Source organism: Dactylosporangium sp. CA-152071 (genome assembly GCF_050936335.1).
GTDB lineage: Bacteria > Actinomycetota > Actinomycetes > Mycobacteriales > Micromonosporaceae > Dactylosporangium > Dactylosporangium maewongense.
The window spans coordinates 5,906,845-5,931,839 of record NZ_JBNJMZ010000001.1 but is presented as its reverse complement, the minus strand read 5'-3'; the positions used below and the strand labels follow the sequence as shown (position 1 = coordinate 5,931,839).

The 24,995-nt window shown below is 70.2% G+C and carries 20 protein-coding genes, 1 pseudogene and 1 riboswitch; of the genes and pseudogenes, 9 read left to right on the top strand and 12 right to left on the bottom strand.

Going from position 1 to position 24,995, the window contains the following annotated elements:
• Positions 1-51 precede the first annotated feature (51 nt).
• Positions 52-1,230 carry a peptidylprolyl isomerase gene (locus tag ACQEVZ_RS26550; RefSeq protein WP_433371179.1) on the top strand — a complete coding sequence of 393 codons (1,179 nt, stop codon included), beginning with the start codon at positions 52-54 and terminating at the stop codon, positions 1,228-1,230.
• Here ACQEVZ_RS26550 and ACQEVZ_RS26545 read toward each other — a convergent pair.
• Positions 1,217-2,719, bottom strand: a complete 1,503-nt coding sequence (locus ACQEVZ_RS26545; protein ID WP_344508525.1) for a CCA tRNA nucleotidyltransferase — start codon at positions 2,717-2,719, stop codon at positions 1,217-1,219. The genes ACQEVZ_RS26550 and ACQEVZ_RS26545 overlap by 14 nt on opposite strands.
• Before the next feature lie 181 nt (positions 2,720-2,900).
• On the opposite strand from ACQEVZ_RS26545, the gene murJ reads away from it, so the two are divergent.
• From murJ to ACQEVZ_RS26510, 7 genes are all read left to right on the top strand, one after another.
• Positions 2,901-4,760 carry a murein biosynthesis integral membrane protein MurJ gene (murJ, locus tag ACQEVZ_RS26540; protein ID WP_433371176.1) on the top strand — a complete coding sequence of 620 codons (1,860 nt, stop codon included), beginning with the start codon at positions 2,901-2,903 and terminating at the stop codon, positions 4,758-4,760.
• A gap of 377 nt (positions 4,761-5,137) precedes the next feature.
• Complete coding sequence (locus tag ACQEVZ_RS26535) at positions 5,138-6,673, top strand: protein kinase family protein (protein ID WP_433371173.1); 1,536 nt, start codon at positions 5,138-5,140, stop codon at positions 6,671-6,673.
• Between the two features lie 28 nt (positions 6,674-6,701).
• Complete coding sequence (sigM, locus tag ACQEVZ_RS26530) at positions 6,702-7,343, top strand: RNA polymerase sigma factor SigM (protein ID WP_433371170.1); 642 nt, start codon at positions 6,702-6,704, stop codon at positions 7,341-7,343.
• The gene (locus tag ACQEVZ_RS26525; protein WP_433371167.1) at positions 7,340-8,251 is read left to right on the top strand and encodes a hypothetical protein; all 912 of its coding nucleotides are present in this window, start codon (positions 7,340-7,342) and stop codon (positions 8,249-8,251) included. The genes sigM and ACQEVZ_RS26525 overlap by 4 nt, the downstream gene beginning before the upstream one ends.
• Positions 8,252-8,349: 98 nt before the next feature.
• Complete coding sequence (trxB, locus tag ACQEVZ_RS26520) at positions 8,350-9,276, top strand: thioredoxin-disulfide reductase (RefSeq protein ID WP_354889675.1); 927 nt, start codon at positions 8,350-8,352, stop codon at positions 9,274-9,276.
• Positions 9,277-9,322: 46 nt separating this feature from the next.
• Entirely contained in the window at positions 9,323-9,658 is a 336-nt protein-coding gene (gene trxA / locus ACQEVZ_RS26515; protein WP_033359929.1) for a thioredoxin, read from the top strand.
• Positions 9,659-9,794: 136 nt separating this feature from the next.
• Entirely contained in the window at positions 9,795-10,952 is a 1,158-nt protein-coding gene (locus tag ACQEVZ_RS26510; protein ID WP_344508511.1) for an N-acetylmuramoyl-L-alanine amidase, read from the top strand.
• A 97-nt stretch (positions 10,953-11,049) separates the two neighbouring features.
• On the opposite strand, the gene ACQEVZ_RS26505 is transcribed toward ACQEVZ_RS26510, so the two are convergent.
• The 11 genes and pseudogenes from ACQEVZ_RS26505 to rpmH form a co-directional block, all read right to left on the bottom strand.
• Entirely contained in the window at positions 11,050-11,727 is a 678-nt protein-coding gene (locus tag ACQEVZ_RS26505) for a GNAT family N-acetyltransferase (protein WP_344508509.1), read from the bottom strand.
• 152 nt (positions 11,728-11,879) lie between these two features.
• On the bottom strand, positions 11,880-12,767 hold the full coding sequence (locus tag ACQEVZ_RS26500) for a hypothetical protein (protein WP_433377004.1): 888 nt from the start codon (positions 12,765-12,767) through the stop codon (positions 11,880-11,882).
• 671 nt (positions 12,768-13,438) lie between these two features.
• Positions 13,439-14,485, bottom strand: coding sequence for a ParB/RepB/Spo0J family partition protein (locus ACQEVZ_RS26495; RefSeq protein WP_354889672.1), 1,047 nt, complete (start codon positions 14,483-14,485; stop codon positions 13,439-13,441).
• Positions 14,482-15,687: a ParA family protein gene (locus ACQEVZ_RS26490; RefSeq protein WP_433377001.1), complete on the bottom strand. Its 1,206-nt coding sequence runs from the start codon at positions 15,685-15,687 to the stop codon at positions 14,482-14,484. The genes ACQEVZ_RS26495 and ACQEVZ_RS26490 overlap by 4 nt, the downstream gene beginning before the upstream one ends.
• A 623-nt stretch (positions 15,688-16,310) precedes the next feature.
• Positions 16,311-16,988, bottom strand: a complete 678-nt coding sequence (rsmG, locus tag ACQEVZ_RS26485; protein ID WP_354889670.1) for a 16S rRNA (guanine(527)-N(7))-methyltransferase RsmG — start codon at positions 16,986-16,988, stop codon at positions 16,311-16,313.
• 105 nt (positions 16,989-17,093) lie between these two features.
• Entirely contained in the window at positions 17,094-17,960 is an 867-nt protein-coding gene (locus ACQEVZ_RS26480; RefSeq protein WP_433371159.1) for a bifunctional 5,10-methylenetetrahydrofolate dehydrogenase/5,10-methenyltetrahydrofolate cyclohydrolase, read from the bottom strand.
• Between the two features lie 12 nt (positions 17,961-17,972).
• A riboswitch (ZMP/ZTP riboswitch) is annotated at positions 17,973-18,057 on the bottom strand.
• 1,215 nt (positions 18,058-19,272) lie between these two features.
• Complete coding sequence (locus ACQEVZ_RS26475; RefSeq protein ID WP_344508501.1) at positions 19,273-19,935, bottom strand: protein jag; 663 nt, start codon at positions 19,933-19,935, stop codon at positions 19,273-19,275.
• A 110-nt stretch (positions 19,936-20,045) separates the two neighbouring features.
• Positions 20,046-21,089, bottom strand: coding sequence for a membrane protein insertase YidC (gene yidC, locus ACQEVZ_RS26470; protein WP_344508614.1), 1,044 nt, complete (start codon positions 21,087-21,089; stop codon positions 20,046-20,048).
• Between the two features lie 11 nt (positions 21,090-21,100).
• Positions 21,101-21,372, bottom strand: a pseudogene (gene yidD, locus ACQEVZ_RS26465) (membrane protein insertion efficiency factor YidD).
• The gene (gene rnpA, locus ACQEVZ_RS26460) at positions 21,369-21,836 is read right to left on the bottom strand and encodes a ribonuclease P protein component (protein WP_433371156.1); all 468 of its coding nucleotides are present in this window, start codon (positions 21,834-21,836) and stop codon (positions 21,369-21,371) included. Before rnpA ends, yidD begins: the two are co-directional and overlap by 4 nt.
• Positions 21,837-21,862: 26 nt before the next feature.
• Complete coding sequence (rpmH, locus tag ACQEVZ_RS26455) at positions 21,863-22,000, bottom strand: 50S ribosomal protein L34 (protein ID WP_033360019.1); 138 nt, start codon at positions 21,998-22,000, stop codon at positions 21,863-21,865.
• 104 nt (positions 22,001-22,104) lie between these two features.
• On the opposite strand from rpmH, the gene dnaA reads away from it, so the two are divergent.
• Complete coding sequence (gene dnaA / locus ACQEVZ_RS26450; RefSeq protein WP_433371154.1) at positions 22,105-24,279, top strand: chromosomal replication initiator protein DnaA; 2,175 nt, start codon at positions 22,105-22,107, stop codon at positions 24,277-24,279.
• Positions 24,280-24,995: the final 716 nt, after the last annotated feature.

Genomic DNA, 24,995 nt, shown 5'->3' with positions numbered 1-24,995 from the left:
TCCCGCGCGCACGATCCCAACGCGTACGAGGAGTACGAGTACCGGGAGCCCGTGTACGGGTTCCCGTCCCTGGCGTCGGCCGCCCATCAGCCTTCGTCCGAGCACGAGGTGCCGGACTACGAGCCGCCGCGGCCCGGTGCGCCGCGGCCGCAGGAGCTCGCCGAGCCGTTGCCGCCGTCGGCGCCGGACCCGACCCTCCCCGCGTGGCTGCGGCCGGCGTACACCGCCGATGACGTGCCGGACTTCCATCCACCGGGCGAGTCCCACCATGGCGCTTCCCGCAGCCCTTCACAGGGTCCTCCGCACGGCCCCTCCTTCGATCAGCAGCCACCCGGTCCCGCCGGGCCCGCCGCCGGTCCGGCCGGTTCCGGCCCTGGATCTGGCCCTGCTTCTGGTGGTCCGCCCGGGCAGCGCAAGCGGCGGCGCTGGGTCATTCCCGTTGTCGGCGGGGCCGCCGCGCTGCTGATCCTGAGCGGGGCCGCCACCGTCCTGCTGTACGTGCGGGCCAACGACTCGGTCGACACCACCGCCGGTCCGGTCGTCTCCGTGGCGGCGTCGACGGCCGAGACGGGCTCCCAGAGCGCACCGAGCGCCGGCGACGGCACGAGTCGCGGTCCCGCGGCGGCCGGACCGAACGGCGCGGCATCCCCGTCGGCTCCCGGTGCGGGCGTGACGTGCACGTACTCGCCCGCGGACCGCGGCGGCGGCGAGCCCCGCCTGGTGGCCACGCCCGCGCCGCGCGCGACGCTGACCGGCAAGCCGAACGCCACGCTGGAGACCAACCTCGGTGCGATCGGGATCCAGCTGTACGCCGACCGGGCGCCCTGCACGGTCAACTCGTTCGTCCACCTGTCCCGGGACGACTTCTACAGCGACACGCCCTGCCACCGGCTCACGACCGAGGGTCTGTGGGTGCTGCAGTGCGGCGACCCGGGTGGCACGGGGACCGGGACGCCCGGCTACCAGTTCGGCGAGGAGAACCTGCCGACGACGCTGCCACCGTACCCGCGGGGCACGCTCGCCATGGCGAACGCCGGGCCGGGCACGAACGGCTCGCAGTTCTTCATCGTCTACAAGGACAGTGCCATCCCGCCGGACTACTCCGTGTTCGGCCAGGTGACGAGCGGTCTGGACCTGCTGGACCGGATCGCCGCCGCCGGCACCACCACGGGGGGTGCCGACGGCGCGCCGAAGCTGGCCGTGAAGATCACGGAGATCAGGGTTTCGTGAGGCCCTCGGCGGCAGCCCAGCGCAGCAGCTCGGCCTCGGCCTCGTCCCGGTCGAGCGGGCCGCGCTCCAGCCGCAGCTCTTTGAGGTGCCGCCAGGCTCGACCCACGAGCGGGCCGGGCGGCACTCCGAGCAGTTCCATGATCGCGTTTCCGTCGAGGTCGGGCCGGACGCGGGCCAGGTCCTCCTCGGCGGCGATCCGGGCGATCCGGGCCTCCAGCGCGTCGTAGTCGGCCGCGAGCTGCGCCGCCTTGCGCCGGTTGCGGGTCGTCACGTCCGACCGGGTCAGGCTGTGCAGGCGCGACAGCAGCGGCCCGGCGTCGGTCACGTAGCGGCGCACCGCCGAGTCGGTCCACTCGCCGCGGCCGTACCCGTAGAAGCGCAGATGCAGCATGACCAGCTCCGAGACGTCCGAGATCACGTCCTTGGGGAACTTGAGCGCCTTCATCCGCTGCTTGGTCAGCCGCGCGCCCACGACCTCGTGGTGGTGGAAGCTGACGCCGCCGTCCGGGCCGACCGCCTTGGTCGCCGGCTTGCCAACGTCGTGCATCAGGGCGGCCATGCGCAGCGTGAAGTCCGGGCCGTCGCTCTCGTGGCCGATGGCGTTGCGCACGACGATCAAGGTGTGCTCGTAGACGTCCTTGTGCTGGGCGTGCTCGTCGATCTCCAGCTTGAGACCGGTCACCTCCGGCAGGAACGTCTCGGCCAGGCCGGTGTCGACCAGCAGCCGCAGGCCCGTGATCGGATCGGCGCCGCACATGAGCTTGACGAACTCGTCGCGGATCCGCTCGGCCGTGATCCGTGCGAGGTCGCCGGCCATGGCGGTCATCGCCGCCCGTACCTCGGCCGCGACGGTGAACTGCAGCTGCGCGGCGAACCGTGCGGCCCGCAGCATCCGCAGCGGATCGTCGGCGAACGACTCCTCCGGGGCGCCCGGCGTGCGCAGAACACGCTCGGCGAGGTCGGTGAGGCCGCCGTACGGGTCGGTGAACTCGTGCCCCGGCACCGAGACGGCCATCGCGTTGACGGCGAAGTCACGGCGGCGCAGGTCGTCGACCAGGTTGTCGCCGTACTGGACGATCGGGTTGCGGCTGACGCGGTCGTAGGCGTCGGCGCGGAACGTGGTGACCTCGATGCGCAGGCCCTTGCGGGCGAGCCCGATCGTGCCGAACTCCTGGCCGGTCGTCCACACCGCCTCGGCCCAGCCGTCGATGATCCGCAGCGTCTCCTCGGGCCGGGCGTCGGTGGTGAAGTCCAGGTCGTCGCCGAGGCGCCCGAGGAGCGCGTCACGCACCGAACCGCCGACGAGGTGCAGCTCGTGCCCTGCCGCAGCGAACCGGCGGCCGAGCTCGTCGGCGACGGGGGAGACGCGCATCAGCTCGTGCACGGCACGGCGCTGGGCGTCGGTGAGGGCGCGGGTGCTCCCGGCGCGCGCGGCTTCGGCCCGTGCGGCTTCGGCCCGAGCGGCGTCGGTTCGTGTGGTTTCGGACATCGGTCGGTGAGCCTATCGCGAGGGCATGTGCGGTGGGCAAGGAGCGGACACCGAGGGTAGTCGCCGTGTCGGCGACCGGTCGCGTGATTTGTCGGCTCCTCGGTCGGGCGGTGGAAATGTCGGGGGGTGCCACTATGGTCTGTGCTGCGAGCGGAAGCACGGCCGAGTTGGGGTGTGGCGGATGGACCCGGCAGACGACGGGCGCTGGAGCAACGAGCCGACGGCGGTGCTGCGGCCGGTGACCGGGGGCGCCCACAGAGCGCCTGACCCGCACGGCGACCTGCCGACCCAGCCGCTCGACCCGGCCAACGCGCCCACGGTCAGCCTGCCACTGTTCACGCCCGCCCCCGAGGTCACCTCGGACGCCCCTCAGGTGGAGCAGTCGGCGCCGGCGCCCGGGCCTGCTTCCGGGCCCGGCGACGACGAGAGCACCGGCACGGTCGTGCGCAACAGCAGCACCATGGCGATCCTGAGCCTGGTGAGCCGTGCCACCGGCTTCCTGCGGGCCGCGGCGATCTCGGCCGCGATCGGCGGTTTCGCCGTCGGCGACGACTACACGCTGGCCAACAACCTGCCCAACCAGATCTATGAGCTCCTGCTCGGCGGCGTCCTGGCCAGCGTGCTGATCCCGACGCTCGTGCGGGCGCGCAAGCAGGAGCCCGACCGGGGCGAGGCCTATGCGCAGCGCCTGCTGACCCTGGCGGTGGTCTCGCTCGGCGCGGCGACGCTGGTGGTGGTCCTGGCCGCGCCGCTGCTCACCGCGGTCTACACGGTGGGCAACGACCGGGTCACGGCGACCGACCGTGACCTGATCACGCTGCTGGCGTATCTGCTGCTGCCCGAGATCTTCTTCTACGGGCTGGCCGGCATCTTCGCCGCGATCCTCAATGTGCGGGGGCACTTCGCCGCTCCCATGTGGACACCGATCCTCAACAATTTCGTGATCATCGCCACGGCCGGCATCTTCGTGCTGCTGCCCGGCCCCAACCTGCCGACGCCCGAGTCGATCACGCTGCCGCAGGTCCTGGTGCTCGGCATCGGCACCACGCTCGGCATCGTGATCCAGTCGCTGGGCCTGTGGCCGGCGATGCGCAAGACGGGCTTCCGCTGGAAGTGGCGCTTCGACTTCGGCAAGCTCAACCTGGGCGAGCTGGCCCGCCTCGGCACCTGGATGCTGCTCTACGTCGGGGTCAACCAGATCGGCATCACGGTCGTGATGGTGCTCGCGAAGAACAACTCCCTGCGTGGCGGCGACGGCCCCGCGATCTTCAACAACGCGTTCCTGATCTTCATGATGGCCCACGGCATCGTCGCCGTCTCCGTGATCACCGCGCTGATGCCGCGCATCTCGTCCGCCGCGGCCGACGGCAGGTTCGGCGACGTCACCGACCAGCTCTCCCAGGGCACCCGGCTGGCGTCGGTGATCCTCATCCCGGCCGCCGCCATCTACCTGGTGCTGGGCCAGCCGCTCGCCGTCACGCTGTTCAACTGGGGGCAGTATGACTACGACACCGCCCTCGCGACCGGCTGGGTGGTGAGCGCGGCAGGACTGGGCCTGCTGCCGTTCGCGCTGAGCCAGATGCAGACCAGCGTCTTCTACGCGATGCGCGACACGCGCACGCCCGCCCTGGTCAACATCGGCGGCGTGGCCGTCCGGCTGCTGCTGGACGTCGCCTTCTACTTCGTCCTGCCGATCGCGGCCGTGACGGCCTCGCTGATGGTGGGCACGGCGCTCTCGTTCGTCGCGGCCCTGGTGATGGGCTACTGGCTGCTGCGCACCCGCCTGGGCCGGCTCGGCCTGGCGAAGGTCGCCGACACCCTGGGCCGGCTCGCGGCCGCCGCGGCCGTCGGCGGTGTCCTCGCCCTCGCCGTCTCCTGGGCCATCGGCAAGATCCTCGACCCGGGCAAGATCACCAGCTTCGTGCAGCTCCTCGTGGGCTGCGCCGTCCTGCTGGCCGCCTACGCTGCGACCGCCCTGGCCCTCCGCGTGCCCGAGGTCCGTCAGTTCGCCGGCCTGATCAAGGGCAAGCTGGGCCGATGACCGTCCTCAAACCGGTTCCCAGGGCGGAGCGCTTCCGGCCGGAACCTCCGGAGGCCACCGCGCGAAGTTGTGCGGAAGGTCGCACGGGCGTGCGTCGCTTCCGGGTCCGTCGAGTCGCGCCGTTCCCCGCCGGTGGGCGGATCGCGAGACGGGGCGAGCCGGTGAAAGACGGGTGAAAGGTATATGACCGCTATGTCCAGGCATGGGTGATCAATTGGCATCGCCGTGGGTGGTCCGGAGAAGATGACGTGTCGGAACCCTTAGACCTGACCGGTAAGGTCAACCTCGACGCCCCGCCGGAGCGCTTAGGCTTAGTGACTGCGACTCGCGTTACGACGGACGCCCCAGGTGAGCACACGAATCGGAAGGGAGGACGGGTGGCTGAGCTCGACGAAGGGCTGGAGGCCTCGGGAGGAATTCCGCAGGTCCTGACCTTCGGCACCCCATCCGTCGGTGAAATCCTTGCCGAGCGATACCAGCTCGAAGAGCACATCGGCAACGACTCATTGGGCCGTCAGCTGTATCGCGGGATCGACGTGATCCTGCGGCGGCCGGTGGCGGTCGTCCTGCGCTACCCCGGTGGGGAGAGCGCCAAGGAGATGCTGGGCGCGGCCGTGGCCGCCAGCCGGATCGTCCACCCGCACCTGGTCGGCGTCTATGACGCGATCGACGAGGGCCACCGGGCCTATGTGGTCCGGGAGTGGGTCGACGGGATCGCGCTGCGCGAAATCGTGGCGTCGGGTCCGCTGGACGCGGGGCGGTCGGTGGCGATCGCGTGGGCCGTCACGGACGCCGTGGCGTCGCTGCACGGGACGGGGATGGCGCACGGCAACGTGCACCCCGGCACGGTGCTCGTCGCGCACGACGGACGGGTCGTGCTGACCGACGCGCGGGCCGACGACCTGGCGACCCCCGAGACGGACATCCGGGCCATCGGTGCGGTGCTCTACTGCGCGCTGACGGGATACTGGCCGCACCGCGAGGCCGGCACCTATTCGGTGCCGGACGGCGTGCGGGACAGCTCCGGCGCGCTGGCGGCGCCGCGGCAGGTGCGGGCCGGCGTGCCGACGCATCTCGACTCGCTGGTGACGGACCTGCTCAACCCTGACCTGCCGCTGCCGTCGGCGGAGTCGCTCGCCGGGGAGCTCGCCTCGTTCGGGCAGTTCGACGAGAGCGACCTGGCCGAGGGCGGCGCAGAGCGCGGCGGCGAGCAGCTCGACTTCGAGGCGTTCGACGCCGCGTCGCAGTCCACCGCGCCGCCGAAGCCCGCGGGGCGGAAGCTGGCCGTGGGCGTCGTGGGCCTGCTCGTGCTGGCGCTGGCCGGCACGCTCGCCGCGGCGAAGGTCCTCGGCGACCCGGCGACGCCCAGTGAGACGCCCCCCTCCGCGGCGGGCAGCAGCGCGCCGCAGCAGGCGAAGCCGCCGGCCGGCCAGCCGACGGTGCTGACGCTCAAGTCGTCCCAGGTCCGGATCGTCGACCCGAAGGGCAACCGGTCCGAGGTCAAGGACGCCGAGAAGACGATCGACGCCAACACCGAGACGACCTGGCGCACGGAGCGATACCCGAAGGCCGACTTCGGTGGCAAGAAAGACGGCATGGGCGTCTGGCTCGACCTCGGCGAGGCGAGGCAGATCGTGTCCGTGGAGGTCAAGCTCGCCACCCCGGGGGCCAGCGGTGAGCTGCGCACCGGCACCACCGACTTCGGTAGCGGCGCCACGCAGGACCAGCAGACCGTCGACCAGTACAAGGTGGTCGAGAACACGGCGAAGGCCGCGATGGACCCCACGAACCTGTACGTGGGTCCGGCGCAGCCGACGCGCTACCTGCTTGTCTGGATCACGAAGTTGCCCAAGGAGAGCAGCGGCAGCGGTTATCGAGTTGCCATCGCCGAGATAACCGTTCGAGTCCAGTAGTCCCCACAAGCCGTTCGCGGTCGATAAGGTGCCAGCCGTGGAGGCGGAGCCGGGCGTGCGTCAGACGCCGGATGACACCGCGCTTCTGCATGCCCACGCCGCGGGCGATCCGTACGCGTTCGCGGAGATCGTCCGGCGGCACCGTGACCGGCTGTGGGCGGTCGCCCTGCGGACCCTGGGCGACCGCGAGGAGGCCGCTGACGCGCTCCAGGACGCGCTGCTGTCCGCGTTCCGGGCGGCGGGCAGCTTCCGGGGCGACTCGGCGGTCACGACGTGGCTGCACCGCATCGTGGTCAACGCCTGCCTGGACCGGATACGGCGCCGGCAGTCGCGGCCGACCGTGCCGCTGCCCGAGACGGACGTCACACCCGCCCCGGCGACCGACCGCGACACGGCCATGGACGTGCAGCACGCGCTGCAGCAGCTGGCGGTCGACCAGCGCTCGGCGCTCGTGCTCGTCGACGTGCAGGGATACTCCGTGGCCGAGGCGGCCGTGATCCTGGGCGTCGCGGAGGGCACCATCAAGAGCAGGTGCGCGCGCGGGCGGGCCCGCCTCGCTGTGATGCTCGGCCACCTGCGGAACCCGGTCGGCACCAGCGGCGTCCCATCACCGAGCAGCGCTGAGACAGCGACTGGAGCCGCGGCGATCAGGAAGGAGGGCGGCTCGTGACGATGTTCTCCGACGCCGACTTCGACCTGCTCGCCGACTTCGTCGGTGGCGCGCTGGACGGCACCCCCGAGGCGGACGACGTGCGCCGCCGGGTCAGCACCGACGCGAGTTGGGCCGAGGCGTATGCGGCCCTCGTCACCGCCGAGGTGGCCGTCCGGGACGAGCTGACCGCCCTGGGCGCCGAGACGCCGGCCGTGCCGCCGGACGTCGAGCACAGGCTGAATGCCGCGCTGCAGGCCGCGGTCGTCGCACCGACCTCCGACGCACCGGTGCTCGACCTCGCCCGGGCCCGCGAGGCGCGCCGGCACCGGCGGCAGCGGTGGGCGGTCGGGCTGGCGACGGCCGCCGCGGTGCTGATCTGCGGCGGGTTCGGCGTGAGCCTGGTCGTGAGCGAGCAGACCATCACCAACAGCCCGGGCATGTCCGCGGCCGACGGCGGCAGGAACAACGGCGCGGCGCCGCAGGCAGGGCCCGCTTCGACCTCGGGCGGCACCAGGGCGTCCACCCGCTCCGACGCCGCCCTCGTGGCATCCGGCCAGGACTACGGGCCCGGCACGGTCGGCCAGCTGGCCCTGGGGTCGCCATCGTCCGCCGCGATGATGCCCGACGTCGAAGGCAGCCGCGGCACCGACGTGGCCAAGTCGGCGAAGCCGCCGGCCGGCGTGCCCGAGGCGTTGCGGCGGCTCACGGACCCGGTGGCCAGGGCCGCCTGCCTCAACGCCGTGGTCGGGGAATACGGTGGTCAGGTGGCAGTGGTCGACTATGCCCGGTTCGAGGGGAAGCCAGCGCTGGTCGTCATCGTCGACGGCACGCGGGTCGGGGCCGGCAAACGTCTGGTCATCGCGGTCGGGCCGGACTGCGGCATCGGCGGGGCGATCGCCGACGAGCTTTACCGCGGCACTGTCTGACCGTAGTGGTGATGTGGCACACGCGTCACCCCACAACGGGAATCATCGGTTCGTAGGATGACGTTTTGCTGGCACAGGCTTAACTCGAGGAGTCGACCGTGGACGAGGTCCGCAACCTGATCATCGTGGGGTCCGGCCCCGCCGGGTATACGGCTGCCGTCTATGCGGCCCGGGCCAACCTCAAGCCGCTGGTGATCGAAGGCGTCACGTCAGGTGGCGCGCTGATGACGACCACCGAGGTGGAGAACTTCCCCGGTTTTCCCGACGGCATCCTCGGCCCGGAGCTCATGGACAACATGCGCAAGCAGGCCGAGCACTTCGGGGCCGAGTTCGTCACCGACGACGCGACCCGCGTGGCCCTGGAGGGCCCCGTGAAGAGCGTGTGGGTCGGCGAGACCGAATACCAGGCCCGCGCCGTCATCCTGTCGACCGGCTCCGCCTGGCGCCCGCTCTCCGTCCCGGGGGAGCAGGAGCTGCTCGGGCGGGGCGTTTCGTCCTGTGCCACCTGTGATGGTTTCTTCTTCCGTAACGAGGACATCGTGGTCGTCGGCGGCGGTGACTCGGCGATGGAGGAGGCGACGTTCCTCACCCGGTTCGCCAAGTCGGTGACGATCGTGCACCGGCGCGAATCGTTCCGTGCCAGCAAGATCATGGCGGAGCGCGCGCTGGCCAACGAGAAGATCCAGGTCCGGTGGAACAGTGTGGTGACCGAGGTCCTCGACCGCGGCGGCCGCGTGGGCGGCCTGCGCGTGCAGGACGTCAACACCGGCGAGGAGACCGACCTCGAGGTGGCCGGCGTGTTCGTGGCGATCGGCCACGACCCGCGCAGCGAGCTGTTCCGCGGCCAGGTCGAGCTGGACGACGCCGGCTACGTGAAGGTGGCGTCGCCGAGCACCCGCACCAACATCGAGGGCGTGTTCGCCGCCGGTGACCTGGTCGACCACACCTACCGGCAGGCGATCACCGCCTCGGGCACCGGTTGCGCGGCGGCCCTCGACGCCGAGCGCTACATCGCCACGCTGTAACTCAAACGCGGAGCACGACAGTTTCACAACAGGTAGAGGAGTGCGCATGGGAGCCATCCAGCCGGTCAGCGACAAGACCTTCGAGGCTGACGTCCTCAAATCCGATATTCCGGTTTTGGTGGACTTCTGGGCTGAGTGGTGCCAGCCGTGCCGGAAGATCGAGACGATGCTCAACGAGATCGCCGTGGGCGACCTCGCCGACAAGGTGAAGATCGTCAAGGTCGACATCGACAGCAACCCGGAGACGGCCCGCGCTTACCAGGTGCTGTCCGTCCCGACACTCACCGTGTTCAAGGACGGCGAGCCTTTCCGGTCGGTCGTCGGCGCGAGCCCGAAGAGCGCACTGGTGCGTCTCATCGAGTCTGCGCTCGAGCCAGCCTGAGGCCAGCCACAAGCATTGATGCGCCCCGCCTTCAGGTAAGGCGGGGCGCGTTTTCGTCAATGGCCGCGTGATGACGCGTCCCTGTGCCGTGAGCGGTACGCTGCGGTGCATTCGCTGGCTTTTTCAGGAGGACCACATGCGGGCAATCCGGCGCGGGGCGCGGGGAGCGGCGGTCGCCGAGATCCGCAGCATTCTTGTCGTGCTGGATCTGCTGGCTGACACCGCACCTCAGACCGATCCCGAGTTCGACGAGGCCACCGAGCGCGCGGTCCGCGCGTTTCAGCAGAGCCACGGCCTGACGGTCGACGGCGCGGTCGGCGACGAGACGTGGCGGTCCCTCGACGCGGCGCGGTGGCGGCTGGGGCAGCGGGCGCTGTTCCACACCGTCGGCGACCCGTACATCGGCGACGACGTCCGTCAGTTGCAGGAGCGCCTGCTGGAGATGGGCTTCAACCCTGGACGCGCCGACGGGATCTACGGCAGCCGCACGGCGCACGCCGTCGCGCAGTTCCAGCGCGAGGTGGGCCTGCGGCCGGACGGCGAGTGCGGGCCGGCCACGGTCGGTGCGCTGCGCCGCCTCGGCCGCAAGGTGATCGGCGGCCGCCCGCAGCTGCTCCGCGAGGCGGAGGCCTTCCGCGCCTCCGGCCCGACCCTGCTCGGCAAGCGCATCGTCATCGACCCGGGCCACGGCGGACCCGACACCGGACACGTCGTGCCCGACGGTCCGCTCCGGTGGGCGGAGGCCGACCTCGTATATGACCTCGCAGCCCGTCTGGAAGGCCGTCTGGCGGCCGCGGGCATGCGGGTGAACCTCACCAGGGGTCCGCAGCCCACGGCGGCTCTCAGTGACCGTGACCGGGTCCAGCTGGCCAACGAGCTCGGCGCCGACCTTCTCATCTCGATCCACCTCGACGGCTACCGCAACCCCGAGGCCGAGGGCGTCGCCACCTACCACTACGGCACCGTCTCCGGCCCGACGTCGATCGTCGGCGAGCGGCTCGCCAAGCTCGTGCAGCGCGAGATCGTCGTCCGCACCGGGCTCCGCGACTGCCAGACGCACGCGAAGACGTGGGAGCTGCTGCGCCTCAGCCGGATGCCCGCCGTCCGGGTGGACGTGGGCTACCTGACCTCGCCGACCGACCGAGAGCGGCTCATCGACCCGGCGTTCCGCGAGCGGGTCGTCGAGGCGATGATGGCCGCGGTGCAGCGCATGTATCTGCCGGTCGAGATCGACGTGCCGACCGGCTCCATCGACGTCAGCCTGCTGCGGGCGCTGACCAACAACGCCGTCTGAGGCGCTTCCAGCGCCTGCCAGTGCCTCCCAGGCCGCCGTTCGGGCCGGGAGGCACTGTTCGTTGGACGGCCCTTCAGGGCCGCGTGGTCCGGGCCTCTCAGGGCTGCATGGTGCGGGTCGCCGGCCGCACCGGCAGCACCGGGCGGAGCAGCGACTCGGGGCTCATCGAGCCGAGCAGCTTCTCCAGCGCATACTCGACGTCCGACTTCCACGACAGCGCGGTGCGCAGCTCCAGCCGCAGCCGCGGGTAGCGGGGGTGCGGCCGCACGGTCTTGAACCCGATCGAGGTGAAGAAGTCCGCCGGCGCGAGGCAGCCCTGCTCGTTGCGGCCGGCCTCGTCGACCTCGCCGAACTTCGCGTCGCCGAACGCCTCGATCGCCTTCACGCCGCGCTTCGTCAGGTCGCGCGCGACGCCCTGGACGAGCATCCGCCCCAGCCCGCCGTCCGCGAACGGCTGCACCACGTGCGCGGTCATCAGCAGCACCGCGTCGGGTGACACCGGCGAGGTCGGGAACGCCATCGACCTCGGCACGTACGCCGGGGGAGCGAACATCACGAACCCTGCCGGCATTCCGTCGACGTACACCAGCTTGCCGCAGGAGCCCCACTCGAGCAGCGTCTGCGACACCCAGGCCTCTTTTTCGAGGCCTGGGTCGCCGTTGGCGCAGGCTCTGTCGGCGGCTACCGGGTCGAGCTCCCAGAAGACGCAGGCACGGCACGATCGAGGTAGATCCTCGAGGGTGTCGAGCGTCAAACTCACGAGACGTCGCGACATTGGCCCATCTCCGCGCGTGCTGCTTACGTACGGTCAACCGTCATGATGGTACGCACCGATCACGGGCCGCGGGAGTCATCCGGCGAGAGTTCCTCGATCGGCGCCGCCCCTGCGGCTCATCTGCCTCAGCAGCACCGTGCGCCGCGGCCAGGTCACAGGGCGTCTGGCTCCTTCTTGTCCAGCACCGGCGCCGCATCTCCTCCTTGGGAAGGCGCCGCCGCCGCACCTGACCCCGCTGCACCCGGCCCCGTGGCCGCTCCAGGCCCCGCTGCCGCTCCGGTCGCCGCTGCCGCGCCGGGCGCTGCTGGGCCGGATGTCGCTGGACCGGGAGCCGCTGCGCCCGCTGCGGGCGTTGTGGTGCTTCCGGCCGTACCGATGCCGCCATCGCCGACAGAAGGCTCGCTCGCCGCCGCCGGCTCGGGCGGGTCCACGTGAATCCCCGCGTCTCCGAGCGCCGCCTCCTCGCGGAACCGCGCCGGCGCCGTCCAGTTGATCCGCGGCGGCTCGGCGAGGGGTCGCCCGCCGAACTCCGCGAGCCAGGCGGCGACCAGCGCCAGGTTCTCCCGCCACTGGTCTTCCGGGATCGGCGGCAGGATGTCGTCCCACAGCGCGAGGAACGTCCCCTGCAGTTGCAGCCGCCCATACGGTCGCGCGAGGAACCACAGGTGCAGGTGCGCGGCGCCGTCGCCCCACCGGTTCACGTGGACGCGCGCCACCCCGTCGAGCGACCGGATCGCCCGCTCCAGCCGCACCGTCATCACGCCGAGCTCGGCGGCGAGCATGTTGGGCAGATCGCCGAGGTCGAGGTGCGACCGCGACTCGAGGATCAGCACGGCCGGCAGCCCGGTCGGCCGGTCGAGGCTGCGCACCCGCCACCGGTCGCTCACCCAGATGTATGCCTCGTCCGGCGCACCACACGCCCGACACTCCGCCGGGTTGTCCCCATGCCGCGGCGGCTCGATCGGCACCGGGTCGAGCAGACGCTTCACCCGGAGGTCACCCTCGAACGGGAACGTGGGCCAGTAGGTAAACGAGGGCAGCTGCGATGGCGTCTCGGGCACGAGCCGACCCTAGCCCAATCGCAACCCCGCTGTCCGCACCCTGTGGACAGTGCACCCCAGGGACCTTCGTCCACAGGCACCTAAGCCCTCTACCACGCGGTTTCACGTGAAACGGTGAGCCTGTGGATAACCCCTGTGGATAAAGTTCCCCCAGAACGATCCTGAGGCGGAATCCAAACACCCCAAGATTTCGCCCCCAGCCGTTCTGATTGGCGTTTTCGGCGTTTGTACGACTAGCGCCAGCCCGTCGCCCGTACCCGGCCGCTCCAACGGCACCCTTCGCAAGTCATTCAGACATACCGCCAAGCGGTGCCACGGTCAGCGCGCCCCCTCACCCACCCGACGGGCCACGACGGCCCTCCGGTCGAGCGTGACCGTTCCGTAGACGCGCCCGATCGCCGCGACCACATGCGGACCCTCTCCACCGACGCGACCGACGTCAAACAACAGCCGCACGTTCTTGCTCGAAGCCACGCCCCCGTCGTGCCGCGACCGCCGCCGCCCGGGGTCGCAACATCTCAACGCCTCGGTCTCCCGGGCGAACTTCGCCCAGATACACCGCGGTCCGGGCCGCTGCTCCGTTCTGCAGCTGCCCGGACCGTCGGCCGGATCGTTCACCGCGGACGTCGCCGCGGCCGAGAATCTCAGTGCTACTGCTCCCGCTGCTGGCCGCGCTGGTCGACACCGATGATGCCGACGATGCGCTCCAGGTCGTCCACGGTCGCGAACTCGATCGTGATCCGCCCCTTGCGCTGGCCGATGTCGACCTTCACCCGCGTGTCGAACCGGTCCGACAGCCGGTCGGCGAGGTCCGACAGCGCCGGCGCGTGCGGCTTGGCCCGCCGCTGCGGCGCCGCCTTCTTCGCCGTGGCGCCCTCGGACACCGCGAGCGAGACCATCTCCTCGGTCGCCCGGACCGACAGGCCCTCCGCGACGATCCGGTGCGCGAGCGTCTCCTGCTCCTCGGAGTTGTCGAGTCCGAGAAGCGCGCGGGCGTGCCCGGCGGACAGCACGCCGGCGGCCACGCGACGCTGTACCTGAGCAGGCAGGTTCAGGAGGCGGATCGTGTTCGAGATCTGAGGGCGGCTCCGGCCGATGCGCCGCGCCAGTTCCTCGTGGGTCGCGCCGAACTCCTCAAGGAGTTGCTGATACGCGGCCGCCTCTTCCAGAGGGTTGAGGTTGGCGCGGTGGATGTTCTCGAGGAGCGCGTCGCGGAGCATCGCGTCGTCGCGGGTCTCGCGGACGATGGCCGGGATCGCTTCCTTGCCGAGCGCCTGGGCCGCGCGCCAGCGACGCTCGCCCATCACGAGTTCGTACTTCTTCTGCGCGCCTGACTCGTCGTCCGACTCAACCGGCTCGGTGAGCTCGCGGACGACGATCGGCTGCAGGAAGCCGACCTCCTGGATCGAGGTCTTCAGCTCCTCGATCGCATCGTCGTCGAAGACCTGCCGGGGCTGCTTCGGGTTCGGCACGATCGACGTCACCGAGATCTCGGCGAACCGCGCGCCCGGCACCGGAGCGAGCTGCTCCACCGGGGAGTCGACGGCGGTCACGCCGTTGGTCGGGGCGTCGGTCTCGGCCGGGGGAGTCGCCAGCGCGGTGGCGGTGCCGCCCGTCGCGCTCTCGGCCGCCGGCGCGGCGGTGGGGATGAGGGCGCCGAGCCCCCGTCCGAGACCTCCACGTCGGTTCGACTTCATGCCACTCCTCCAACCTGCGCATCGTGCGCACCGCGCAGCGCGATCTCCTGCGCCGCCTCGAAGTAGCTCACCGCACCGCGGGAGCCCGGGTCGTACGTCATCACGGACTGGCTGTAGCTCGGCGCCTCGGACACGCGAACGTTGCGGGGGATGACCGCGTTCAGACACTTCTCGCCGAAGTGGTTCCGGACGTCCTGCTCGACGAGGTCCGCGAGGCGGGTCCGCCGGTCGTACATCGTCAACAGCACCGTCGAGATGTCGAGCTTCGGGTTGAGGTGCGACCGCACAAGCTCGATGTTGTTCGTGAGGGCCTGCACGCCTTCCAGGGCGTAGTACTCGCACTGGATCGGGATCAGGACCTCTTCGGCTGCGACGAGCGCGTTGACCGTCAGCAGGCCGAGCGACGGAGGGCAGTCGATGAAGATGTAGTCGTAGTTGCTCCCGCCGGCCTCGATCGCCCGCTTGAGGCGCGACTCACGGGCGACGACCGAGACCAGCTCGATCTCGGCGCCGGCGAGGTCGATCGTCGCGGGCACGGCCCACAGGTTCGGGATGCCCTCGACCTGCTGGGTCACCGCGTCGAGCGGCGCGCCGTCGATCAGGCAGTCGTAGACGTCCGGCACACCGGAGTGGTGGGGGACGTTCAGACCAGTGGAAGCGTTGCCCTGCGGGTCGAGGTCGATCACCAGGACACGATTGCCGTGCAGCGCCAGGGCGACGGCGATGTTGACCGCCGTGGTGGTCTTACCCACGCCGCCCTTCTGGTTCGCCACACACATCGTGCGCCGCCGTGGCGGACGGGGCATCGTGATCTCCCCGCTCGGGTTGAGGATCTCCACGGCGCGCTTTGCCTCCTGAGCCAGCGGGGGGTCTTCGGTTTCACGTGAAACATACGCGTCTGTCATGGCGCCCTCGGTATCCGCGGTGACGACGGACGGGTGTGGCCGGGGGGACGGACTGCTCCGTCGCTCGGACCTCATATCTGCTCTCGTCTCGGCTTTCGCTTCGTCTGCAGCGGATTGTGAATCGGCTCTGGGCACGACCGGTTTTCCGCCCCGGCCGTAAACAGTACCGGTAGATGCGCGATCGACTGGGCCGCTGCCGCGAAAGTCCACCGTGGTGCCGCGTGTCGTTTCGGCCGGGTTGTCGACCCGCGGCTGGGGCACTGGCCGCGCGGGCGGACGAACCCCCCAGCCCTCGATTTCCTGCCCGTCGGATCCCTGCGCATTCGCCGCTTGGGCGACCGGCCCTGGACTGTCCGACTGATGGGTCCCGTGCCCGTAGTCCGGACCGGGAACACCGGGCTCGCTCACTGCACCGAAACCGGGGTGTGCGACGTGCCCGGCGGGCGAGCCGTAGAGGCTTCCGGCGCCAGCGGCTGGTCGCGGACCTATCGGTGTTTCACGTGAAACATGAGAGCTGCCATCGCCGTAGTCCGGACCATCACCGCTGTCGCGCACCATGTCAGTCCCGTCCCGCTCGGAAAGATGTGCACTGCCGGCCGTCAGCGACGTTGTGCCCACCTCCGGCGCACCGCCCGACGCGAGGTCTCGAGTGACTGCGGTGACCGGCGCCGGGAACGCAAAAACGGCGCGCGGCCAGCCTACGGCGCACAGGCGACCAGAGCCATGGCCGATCGGCGAGTCGTTGGTCTTCTCACTCGCATTCGGCCGTAAGAAGACCAGAAAGCCGTCGACTCGGCGGAGGAGACCGCCGAGTCGCTTGGTCGGTGCGGCCGGCCAGCCGCTGTTGCAGTTTCTGATGTCCATCGTCGAACCCCCGCGTTCCCCCGTGTCCGGAGGACGCTTTCGGCCCGTCCCCCGGTTTACCGCCCGCGCTTGGCCTTCCGGCGCTGCGCGACTTCCCGCTCCCGCACGACCTCGACGACCGTCGTCGGCTCGGCGAGGACGGCGTCCCCGCACAGCCGTACCGACGGCGCGCCCGCTCCAAGCCGGCTCAGGACTTCTGCGTGCTCGGCGATCTCCGCCGCGGCAGAGGATCCCTTGAGCGCGAGCAGTCGCCCACCGACGGCGGTGAGGGGAAGACACCATCCGGCAAGCCGGTCCAGCGGTGCGACTGCTCTGGCGGTGACGACATCGGCGAGGGGAAGCTTCCCGACGCACTCCTCGGCCCGCGCCCGGACCACGGTGGTCCGCTCGAGGCCGAGCGCCGTCACCGCTTCGGTCAGGAACGCGGTGCGTCGTGCGAGCGGCTCGACCAACGTGACGAACAGGTCGGGACGAGCCACTGCCAGCACCATACCGGGCAGGCCGGCGCCGGAGCCGACGTCGACGACCGTGGCGTCCGATTGGATGAGTTCGCCGAGGACGGCGCAGTTGAGCATGTGGCGTTCCCAGATGCGCGGCGCCTCGCGAGGGCCGATCAGCCCTCGCACCACCCCGTCGGTGACAAGCAACTGAGCGAACCGCTCAGCCAACGGGAGCCGATCGCCGAACACCTTCTCGGCGGCCGGCAACACCTCGTTCGGAACAGCACCATCCATGCGGTCAAGCAAATCACGCCGCCCCCGCGCGACCGGCCACTGGGGACAGATCGGCGCACGGGGGCGGCAAGAAGAGGGCCGCTCGAAGACGCGGCCCCCGATGTTTCACGTGAAACGTCGCTCCGCGGCCGTCACGGCGTTGCGGAAGAGCATGGCGACCGTGGTGGGGCCGACCCCGCCGACGCGCGGCGTGATAGCGCCCGCGACCTCCGCGCACGACTCGTCCACGTCGGGCAGGAGCCGCCGGCCGGAGTACCGGACCCCGCCGCCGATGACCGTCGCTCCGGGCTTCACGTGCTCGGGCTGGATGATGCCCGGCACGCCAGCCGCGGCGATGAGGATGTCGGCCCGCTGCGTGTACCGCGGCCAGTCCGCGACACCCGTGTGCACGACCGTCACGGCGGCGTTGGCGGTCGGCCGCTTCTGCGACAGGAGCATCGCCAGCGGACGGCCCAGCGTCGCCCCGCGCCCGAGGATGACGACCTCCCTGCCGCTGACCGGAATCTCGTAGTGCGCGAGGAGCGCCTCGATTCCGGCGGGCGTGCAGGGGAGCGGCCCAGGCATGCCCGCGGCAAGACGCCCGAGGTTCAGCGGGTGCATGCCGTCGACATCCATGTCCGGATCGACCCGCTGCAACGCGACGTCGTAGTCAAGGTGCTGCGGCGTCGGGTACTGAATGAGCAACCCATGCACGTCGGGGTCATCGTTGAACCGGTCGATGACCGCGTGCAGCGCCTCCTGCGTCGTGTCTGCCGGCAGGTGCTCGTGCGGCGACTCGAACCCGAGCTCCGCCGCCTGCCGCTGCTTGATGCGGATGTATCCCGCGCTCGCGTCGTCATCGCCGACAAGGATGGTCGCCAGCGAGGGCACAACCCCCCGCGCGCGCAACGCCGCCACCCGCGTCGCAACGTCAGCCAGGATCTTCTCGGCGACAGGAGCGCCGGGCAGGAGAACAGCAGTGGTCGTGGACATACGACTCCCCGACGTGAGGACCCAGGCGGTCGACCCTCACAACTCGAGCTCCCCGATGGTCCGTCCCATCCCGGTGCCGCCAGTCGCGTCTGCCACCCATTGTCCCCGATCCCATCCTCTCCCGACCACGCGGGGACGAACCCCGACGAAGGAATGCAGGAACAACGCCTACAGCCGACACGCCCCACCCAAGACGCCATCACCAGCCCTCGTGACGCGCCGCCCGCCTTGTACGCCCCAGGCTCACGACCCACAGGTGATCGAAGGCTAGTCCTGGTCGTGATGACGGCCAGAACACTCCTTCGATCAAGCGCTGGTATAGGAGTCGGCACTTCGACTGCTGCGAGGCCGGGATCCGGAGGAACGGTCAGGACCCACGACCCGGACACGGAGAAGCAGCGCTGTGCTCGAACCCAACGAGCACGGCGCGTGGGTGACGTTCGGACGCAACGCCGAGAGCAAGAGGGCAGGCGGCCGACTTGGACGCAGGCGCAGGGCAGTTACACAGACGCACCGGGCCCGCAGCACGCGGCTACGGGCGCAAGCCACGGGTGCGAGGCACGGTCGCAACCGACGTCGACCGGGCGCGGAGCCGGGGGCGAGCAGTCGAAGTGCCGACCCCCGTGCCGGCTTGATCGAAGGAGTGTTCTGGCCGCCATCGTGACCAGATCCAGCCTTCGATCACCACGTGGCTGGATGCCGGCGCGGTTGCCGGTGGGTCGCGACGGATCTCCGCGGCATGGTCCCCGGTTGCGAACGCAGGCCAGCGGCACAGCGTCGCCCGCACGCGGCGGGAGTCGACGCAGTCCCGTCCGCCGGGTCTCGCGTCTTGCGCCCGGTGGCGTCCCAATAGCCCACAACCGCCGAACTGTCCCTGAAGCCCCGTGGCAGTTCTTCTGCATCACATGTGCCTCGGTCGTACAGGTGCGGACGTAGGGCACGAGCTCCGGAGGCGGGGCATCGTGCCACCGGACACGGGGGCGGGGCACGCGGCACAGGCGCAAGGCACGGACACCAGAGCGCGGAAGCACGGGGCGTGCGAAGAACAGGGCGCGAGGGCACGGCGAGCAGCGACCGACTGGTGCGTGGAAGAGCGAGGCCCGTATGCGCCCCCGTGAGATGCGTGCGGGGTTGGACGCGGGGGACAAGGCACGGAGTCGGAAACGTGCGGGGGCGTGGGCGAGCAGAGCGGAGACGCGTCGGGTCAGGACGCATCGTGTGGGGAGGCAGACAGGTGGGTGTACGGAGGTGAGCCGCAAACGGAAAGCGGGGCGCCCCGTCATGGGGCGCCCCGCTTCGCGGTGGGCTTGGGTCAGGCGACCGGGCGGACCACGATCCGGCGGGCCGGCTCGACGCCCTCGGACTCGCTCTCCACGCCGGGGAGGGCGTTGATGACGTCGTGGACGCACTTGCGCTCGAAGGCGCTCATCGGCTCCAGGCGGACGGCCTCGCCGTACTCCTTCACCTTCTCGGCGGCGTTCTTGGCGATCGCGCCGAGCTCCTTGCGGCGCAAGGCCCGGTAGCCGCCGACGTCGAGGAGGAGACGGCTGGGGGAGCCCGTCTGCCGGAAGACCGCGAGGCGGCTCAGCTCCTGCAGTGCCTCGAGGGTGGCGCCGCGCTGGCCGACGAGTGCCTGGAGGCGGCGGCCGGAGCCGTCGCCGCCCTCGACGACCTCGACGACGGGGCGGCCGCTGACGACGAGCTCGTCGATGTCGCCGTCGTAGTCGAGGATGTCGAGGAGGCCTTCGACGTAGTCGGCCGCGATCTCGCTCTCCCGGAACAGGTCGGCCGCGGCACGGCCGTTGCTGCCGCCGGAAGCCTTCGCCGATTCGCCGTCGCTGGAGTCGGCGTCCTCGTCGGCCTCGTCCGTGTCGTCGGCGTCCTCGATCTCGTCGAGGTTGGCGTCCTGATCCGCAGCGTCGTCCTCGGTGCCGCGCGCGTCGAGATCACTGGTGGTGTCGGTCACGAAACTCATCTCCGCTTGTTTGGGGCGCCGAGGCGCCGTCACAGGTCGTCGGTGAGGGGTGGTGGTGCACAGGGAGCGCCGCTCGCCGGCCCGAGGAGGGGTGGGCCGACGGGGTCGCATCAACCCGACTGCCGCTTCGCGGCGCCACCCTTCTTCGGGTTGATCGGCTTGGCGCCGGGCTTCGGGGCAAGGGCCTTGCCGTTGGCCTGGGCCTGCTTGGCGGCGGCCGCCGCGGCCTGCTGCGCCGCTGCCTCGTCCTTGGCCTTGCTGAGCATCGAGCGGAGGCCGCCGGCCGGCTTCGCCGCGGGGGCGCCGCCCTTGGTCAGCGAGGGGCCGCCCTTGCTCTTGTACGGGGTCGTGTTGGCGGTCGCGCTCGCCGGCGGCGGGTACTTGTGCAGGACCCAGTACTGCTGGCCGAGGGTGATCGCGTTGTTGGTGACCCAGTAGATGATGACGCCGATGGGGAAGTACCAGCCGGAGGTGAGGGTGAAGAACGGGATGCCGTAGAGCATGAACTTCTGGATCATGCGCTGCTGCGGGTCGCTGTTCCACCCGGTCTTCATAATCATCTGACGCTGGGTCAGGTAGGTCGTGGTGATCATCAGCGCGACGAGGATCGCGGCCACGATCTTCACGGTGGTCGAGTTGGCCTCGATCTTCGCGAGGTCGGCGGCGCTGCTGCTGAACTTGGCGACGATCGGGGCGTCGAAGAGCCGGGCGTCGACGGCGCCCATGAACTCGGGGATGCTCCAGCCGTACAGCTCCATCTGGTGGTTGGAGGTGCCGGGCTTCAGGTGGCGGAGCACGTGCAGGAGGCCGATGAAGACCGGGATCTGCAGGAACATCGGAAGGCAGCCCATGAGCGGGTTGACCTTCTCCTCCTGGTAGAGCTTCATGACCTCCTTCTGGAGGGTCTCCCGGTCGCCCTTGTGCTTCTCCTGCAGCTCCTTCATCTTCGGCTGGATCGCCTGCATCGCACGCTGCGACTTGATCTGCTTCACGAAGATCGGGAACAGCACGACCCGGACCGTGATCACCAGGAACACGATCGCGAGAACCCATTGCCAGTTGGTGCCGAGCGTGCGGTGGTCGGGCATGACCTTGTCCCACACGGTGTGCCAGAACAGCATCACCTGCGAGATCAGCCAGTAGATCCCGCCCATCAGCTTGCTAATCACGACACTGCTCCAGTCACGTCGACTCGGGCTCGGGCGAGGCTCCCCGGCGCGGAGGCACCGGATCGAACCCACCGGGGTGGAATGGGTGGCAGCGCAGCAGCCGCCAGATCGCGAGACCGATTCCCCGGATCGCGCCGTGAGTGCCGACCGCCTCCAGGGCATAAGCGCTGCACGACGGGTAGAACCGACAACGCGCCGGCAACGCCGGGCTTATCCAACGACGGTACGCGACGATGGGAGCGGCAACGACCCGGGCTCCGACGTTCATCGACGTCCCTCCCGGCTTCTGGGGCGGCGCGCGGCCGCCAGGGCCGCCTCGAGGTCGCGGCCCAGGTCTTCGTAGCTTGCTGTCGCCGAGGGGGGTAGTGCCCTGACGACGACCATGGCCGCCGGGGGGAGGTCGGCCAGGTGCGGCCGGACCAGGTGCCGGAGCCGGCGTTTCACCAGGTTGCGGACGACGGCGTTGCCGACCGCCTTGGAGACCACGAACCCGGCCCGCGCCGGCTGGACCGCGTCGGCCGATGCCTCGCCTGTACTGCTGGCGACTTCACGATCAAGGACAGCGTCAGACACGACGAAGCCGGCGCGCGCAGACGGTTGATCTGCTGGCGCCGGCTCGACAGTCGACTGCAGGAAATGCACCACGAGGGCTCCGCGACCGGCGCGGCGACCGTTGCGAATGGTGGCGGCGAAGTCTTCCCGCCGCCGCAGACGCTGAGCGGCCGCCAGCACGCTGCCTCCCGGAGGACCCGCGTCGGTCAGGCCGACAGGCGGTCGCGCCCCTTGGCGCGGCGCGCCGACAGGATCGCGCGGCCGGCCCGGGTGCGCATGCGCAGCCGGAAACCGTGGGTCTTCGCGCGCCGGCGGTTGTTCGGCTGGAAGGTGCGCTTGCTCACGTCGGGCTCCGTCTTCGTAGCGGCGTAGGGCTGGTCACTGGAGTTTATCAGGGAAAGCTTCCCCAGCCGAACCAGGGTACGCGCGGCCCTACAGACCGTCAACGATGCCACGGATCGGCCCGAAATCCACAGGTTACTTGTGGACAACGGTTGAGTGGTTGTGGACAACGCTGTTAACGTGCCCGGTTGCCGGTAGACACCGCGACGACCGGCGACGGGGCACAAAGGACTTTCCGCCACTAATCGGATGCGCCACAGGGGGCATGGCACCGCATCCGACCTGCAGAACCTCCGCCACGGGGCCACGACAGCCGCCAACTCGGCACGGGGCGAGGGGGAATCAGGACGATCCGTCCACGGCACATGACTCGTTGATACACAGGTTGTGGAAAACCTGTGGACAATGGGACCCGGGACGGGCGGAACTTCCGGCGCACGGTCCACTCGCGGTGGGGGGCGACGATGGGGGTGCGCGAACGGTGACTGACACCGACCTCGCAGCTGTATGGCATGCGGCAACGGACGAGCTCGCAGACGAGATCGTCTCGGCGCAGCAGCGTGCCTATCTGCGGCTGACGAGGCTACGGGCCATCGTCGAGGACACCGCGCTGCTCTCCGTGCCTGACGCGTTCACCCGCGACGTCATCGAGTCGCGCCTCCGGCCGGTCATCACCGAGGCGCTGTCGCGGCTGCTCGGCCGGGCCATCCAGGTCGCCGTCACGGTCCGCCCCCCGGAGGACGCGCCGCCGCTGCCGGCCCCGTCAGCCTCGCACTGGTCCAACGGCACCGCCGGCCAGCTGGCGGACACGGCTTCGGCACCGCAGTATCCACAGTCGCAGTACCAGCCGCCGCCGCAGCCGTCCTACGAGCAGGACCGGCTGATCCAGGACCGCATGCTCCCGGACCGGCCGAACCAGGACCGGCCGACCTATGAGCAGGCCCGGCCGGGGTACGAACACGACCGGCCGGGCTACGAGCAGGACCGGCGGGCACACGAGCCGCAGGACCAGCGGCCCCAGAGCGACCGCCTGTTCGATCTTCCGTCCGACACCCCCTCCAAGGGCACGACCGGTTGGTCGCCGGCGGAACGCACGGAGCACTCCGGCACCGCCTTCGAGGCCGCCCGCGACGAACGCCTGCGCCGCTCGCCGCTGCAGGACGAGGAGCCCCTGCCGCCCCGCCCGCCGTCCAACCCCGGCACCGGCCGCGAGGACCGCCGCAGCGCACAGACCCCCGCGGGCGACTCCGCCGGCAACCGGCTCAACCCGAAGTACACGTTCGAGACGTTCGTCATCGGCTCCTCGAACCGCTTCGCCCACGCCGCGTCGGTCGCGGTCGCCGAGTCGCCGGCCAAGGCGTACAACCCGCTGTTCATCTACGGCGGCTCCGGGCTCGGCAAGACGCACCTGCTCCACGCGATCGGCCAGTACGCCACGATGCTCGGCAACGCCCGCTTCGTGCGCTACGTGTCGACGGAGGAGTTCACCAACGACTTCATCAACTCGCTGCGCGACGACAAGACGCAGGCGTTCCAGCGGCGGTACCGCGACGTCGACATCCTCCTGATCGACGACATCCAGTTCCTGGAGACGCGCGAGCGGACGCAGGAGGAGTTCTTCCACACCTTCAACACCCTCCACAACGCCAACAAGCAGATCGTGATCAGCTCCGACCGCTCGCCGCGGCAGCTGGCGACGCTCGAGGACCGGCTGCGGACGAGGTTCGAGTGGGGCCTGCTCGCCGACATCCAGCCGCCGGACCTGGAGACCCGGATCGCGATCCTGCAGAAGAAGGCGGCGCAGGAGCGGCTGTTCGCGCCGCCGGACGTGCTGGAGTTCATCGCGTCGCGGGTCGCGTCGTCGATCCGCGAGCTGGAGGGCGCGCTGATCCGCGTCACCGCGTTCGCCAACCTGACCCGCGCGCCCGTCGAGCTCGGCCTCGCCGAGGAGGTGCTGCGCGACTTCATCCCCGACGGCTCCGGGCCCGAGATCACCGCGGACCAGATCATGGCGTCGACCGCGGACTACTTCGGCGTCAGCCTGGAGGACCTGCGCGGGCACAGCCGGTCGCGCGTGCTCGTCAACGCGCGCCAGGTCGCCATGTACCTGTGCCGCGAGCTGACCGATCTCTCCCTGCCACGGATCGGCCAGGCGTTCGGCGGCCGCGACCACACCACCGTCATGCACGCCGACCGAAAGATCCGCCAGCAGATGGCCGAACGGCGCTCGCTCTACAACCAGATCGCCGAGCTGACCAACCGCATCAAGCAGACGACGTAGGGGCCGACGTCCCGCAGAGGGCCGGATGGGCGCGTGACGGCGCCGGTCCGGCCCTTCTGTTTGCGGTCGCGGCAGGTGTACGACTGCCGCCCGCCGCCCTGTCCGCGACCCCGATCGGCGGGGCCGACGGGCTGTGCACAACCGCCGACCTGAGCGGTGCTCACAAACAGCCTGTGGACAACATTGTGAGTTCCCTCGCGACACCGAGTCGATTTGCGAAGAATGCACTGTCCACCGACGTTGCGCACAGCCTGTGGACAACCCGCGTTATCCACTGTTTCCACAGGCCTCCGACCTGGGATCCAGGCGCTTATGGCAATAAGTTGTCCACAGCGCCGTCCCCAGGTTGCCCACAGCTTGTGGGCATATACCCCCGAGGGGTTTGCCGGAGTTATCCACACATTTTGTCCACAGAACCTGTGGATAACTTCGTTTGTGCCAACTCTTCGCCACGCTGGGTGGTCGAGTGCTCACAAGTGACGGGGCGGCTACGGATTGCACACAAGGTCCGTCCACAGTCTGTGGATAACTCCTGGGGAGAGCGTGTGGAAGACGTGTGGATACATCCGAAGAGTGATCGAATCATCGACAGAACGTGAACACGGCTCGGGACGAGTTATCCCCAGATGGTGGAGGAACCCTGTGGATTCCCGGTGGATAGCCGGTGGACAACGCCTGTGGATGACCGCTTATCCACAATCCACAACCTTGTACAC

Bases quoted from the DNA above. Each gene is read 5' to 3' on its own strand.
- ACQEVZ_RS26545 (WP_344508525.1), bottom strand. From the start codon at position 2,719: ATGTCCGAAACCACACGAACCGACGCCGCTCGGGCCGAAGCCGCACGG.
- murJ (WP_433371176.1), top strand. From the start codon at position 2,901: ATGGACCCGGCAGACGACGGGCGCTGGAGCAACGAGCCGACGGCGGTG.
- trxA (WP_033359929.1), top strand. From the start codon at position 9,323: ATGGGAGCCATCCAGCCGGTCAGCGACAAGACCTTCGAGGCTGACGTC.
- ACQEVZ_RS26510 (WP_344508511.1), top strand. From the start codon at position 9,795: ATGCGGGCAATCCGGCGCGGGGCGCGGGGAGCGGCGGTCGCCGAGATC.
- ACQEVZ_RS26505 (WP_344508509.1), bottom strand. From the start codon at position 11,727: ATGTCGCGACGTCTCGTGAGTTTGACGCTCGACACCCTCGAGGATCTA.
- ACQEVZ_RS26495 (WP_354889672.1), bottom strand. From the start codon at position 14,485: ATGAAGTCGAACCGACGTGGAGGTCTCGGACGGGGGCTCGGCGCCCTC.
- rsmG (WP_354889670.1), bottom strand. From the start codon at position 16,988: ATGGATGGTGCTGTTCCGAACGAGGTGTTGCCGGCCGCCGAGAAGGTG.
- ACQEVZ_RS26480 (WP_433371159.1), bottom strand. From the start codon at position 17,960: ATGTCCACGACCACTGCTGTTCTCCTGCCCGGCGCTCCTGTCGCCGAG.
- ACQEVZ_RS26475 (WP_344508501.1), bottom strand. From the start codon at position 19,935: ATGAGTTTCGTGACCGACACCACCAGTGATCTCGACGCGCGCGGCACC.
- yidC (WP_344508614.1), bottom strand. From the start codon at position 21,089: ATGGGCGGGATCTACTGGCTGATCTCGCAGGTGATGCTGTTCTGGCAC.
- dnaA (WP_433371154.1), top strand. From the start codon at position 22,105: ATGCCACGGATCGGCCCGAAATCCACAGGTTACTTGTGGACAACGGTT.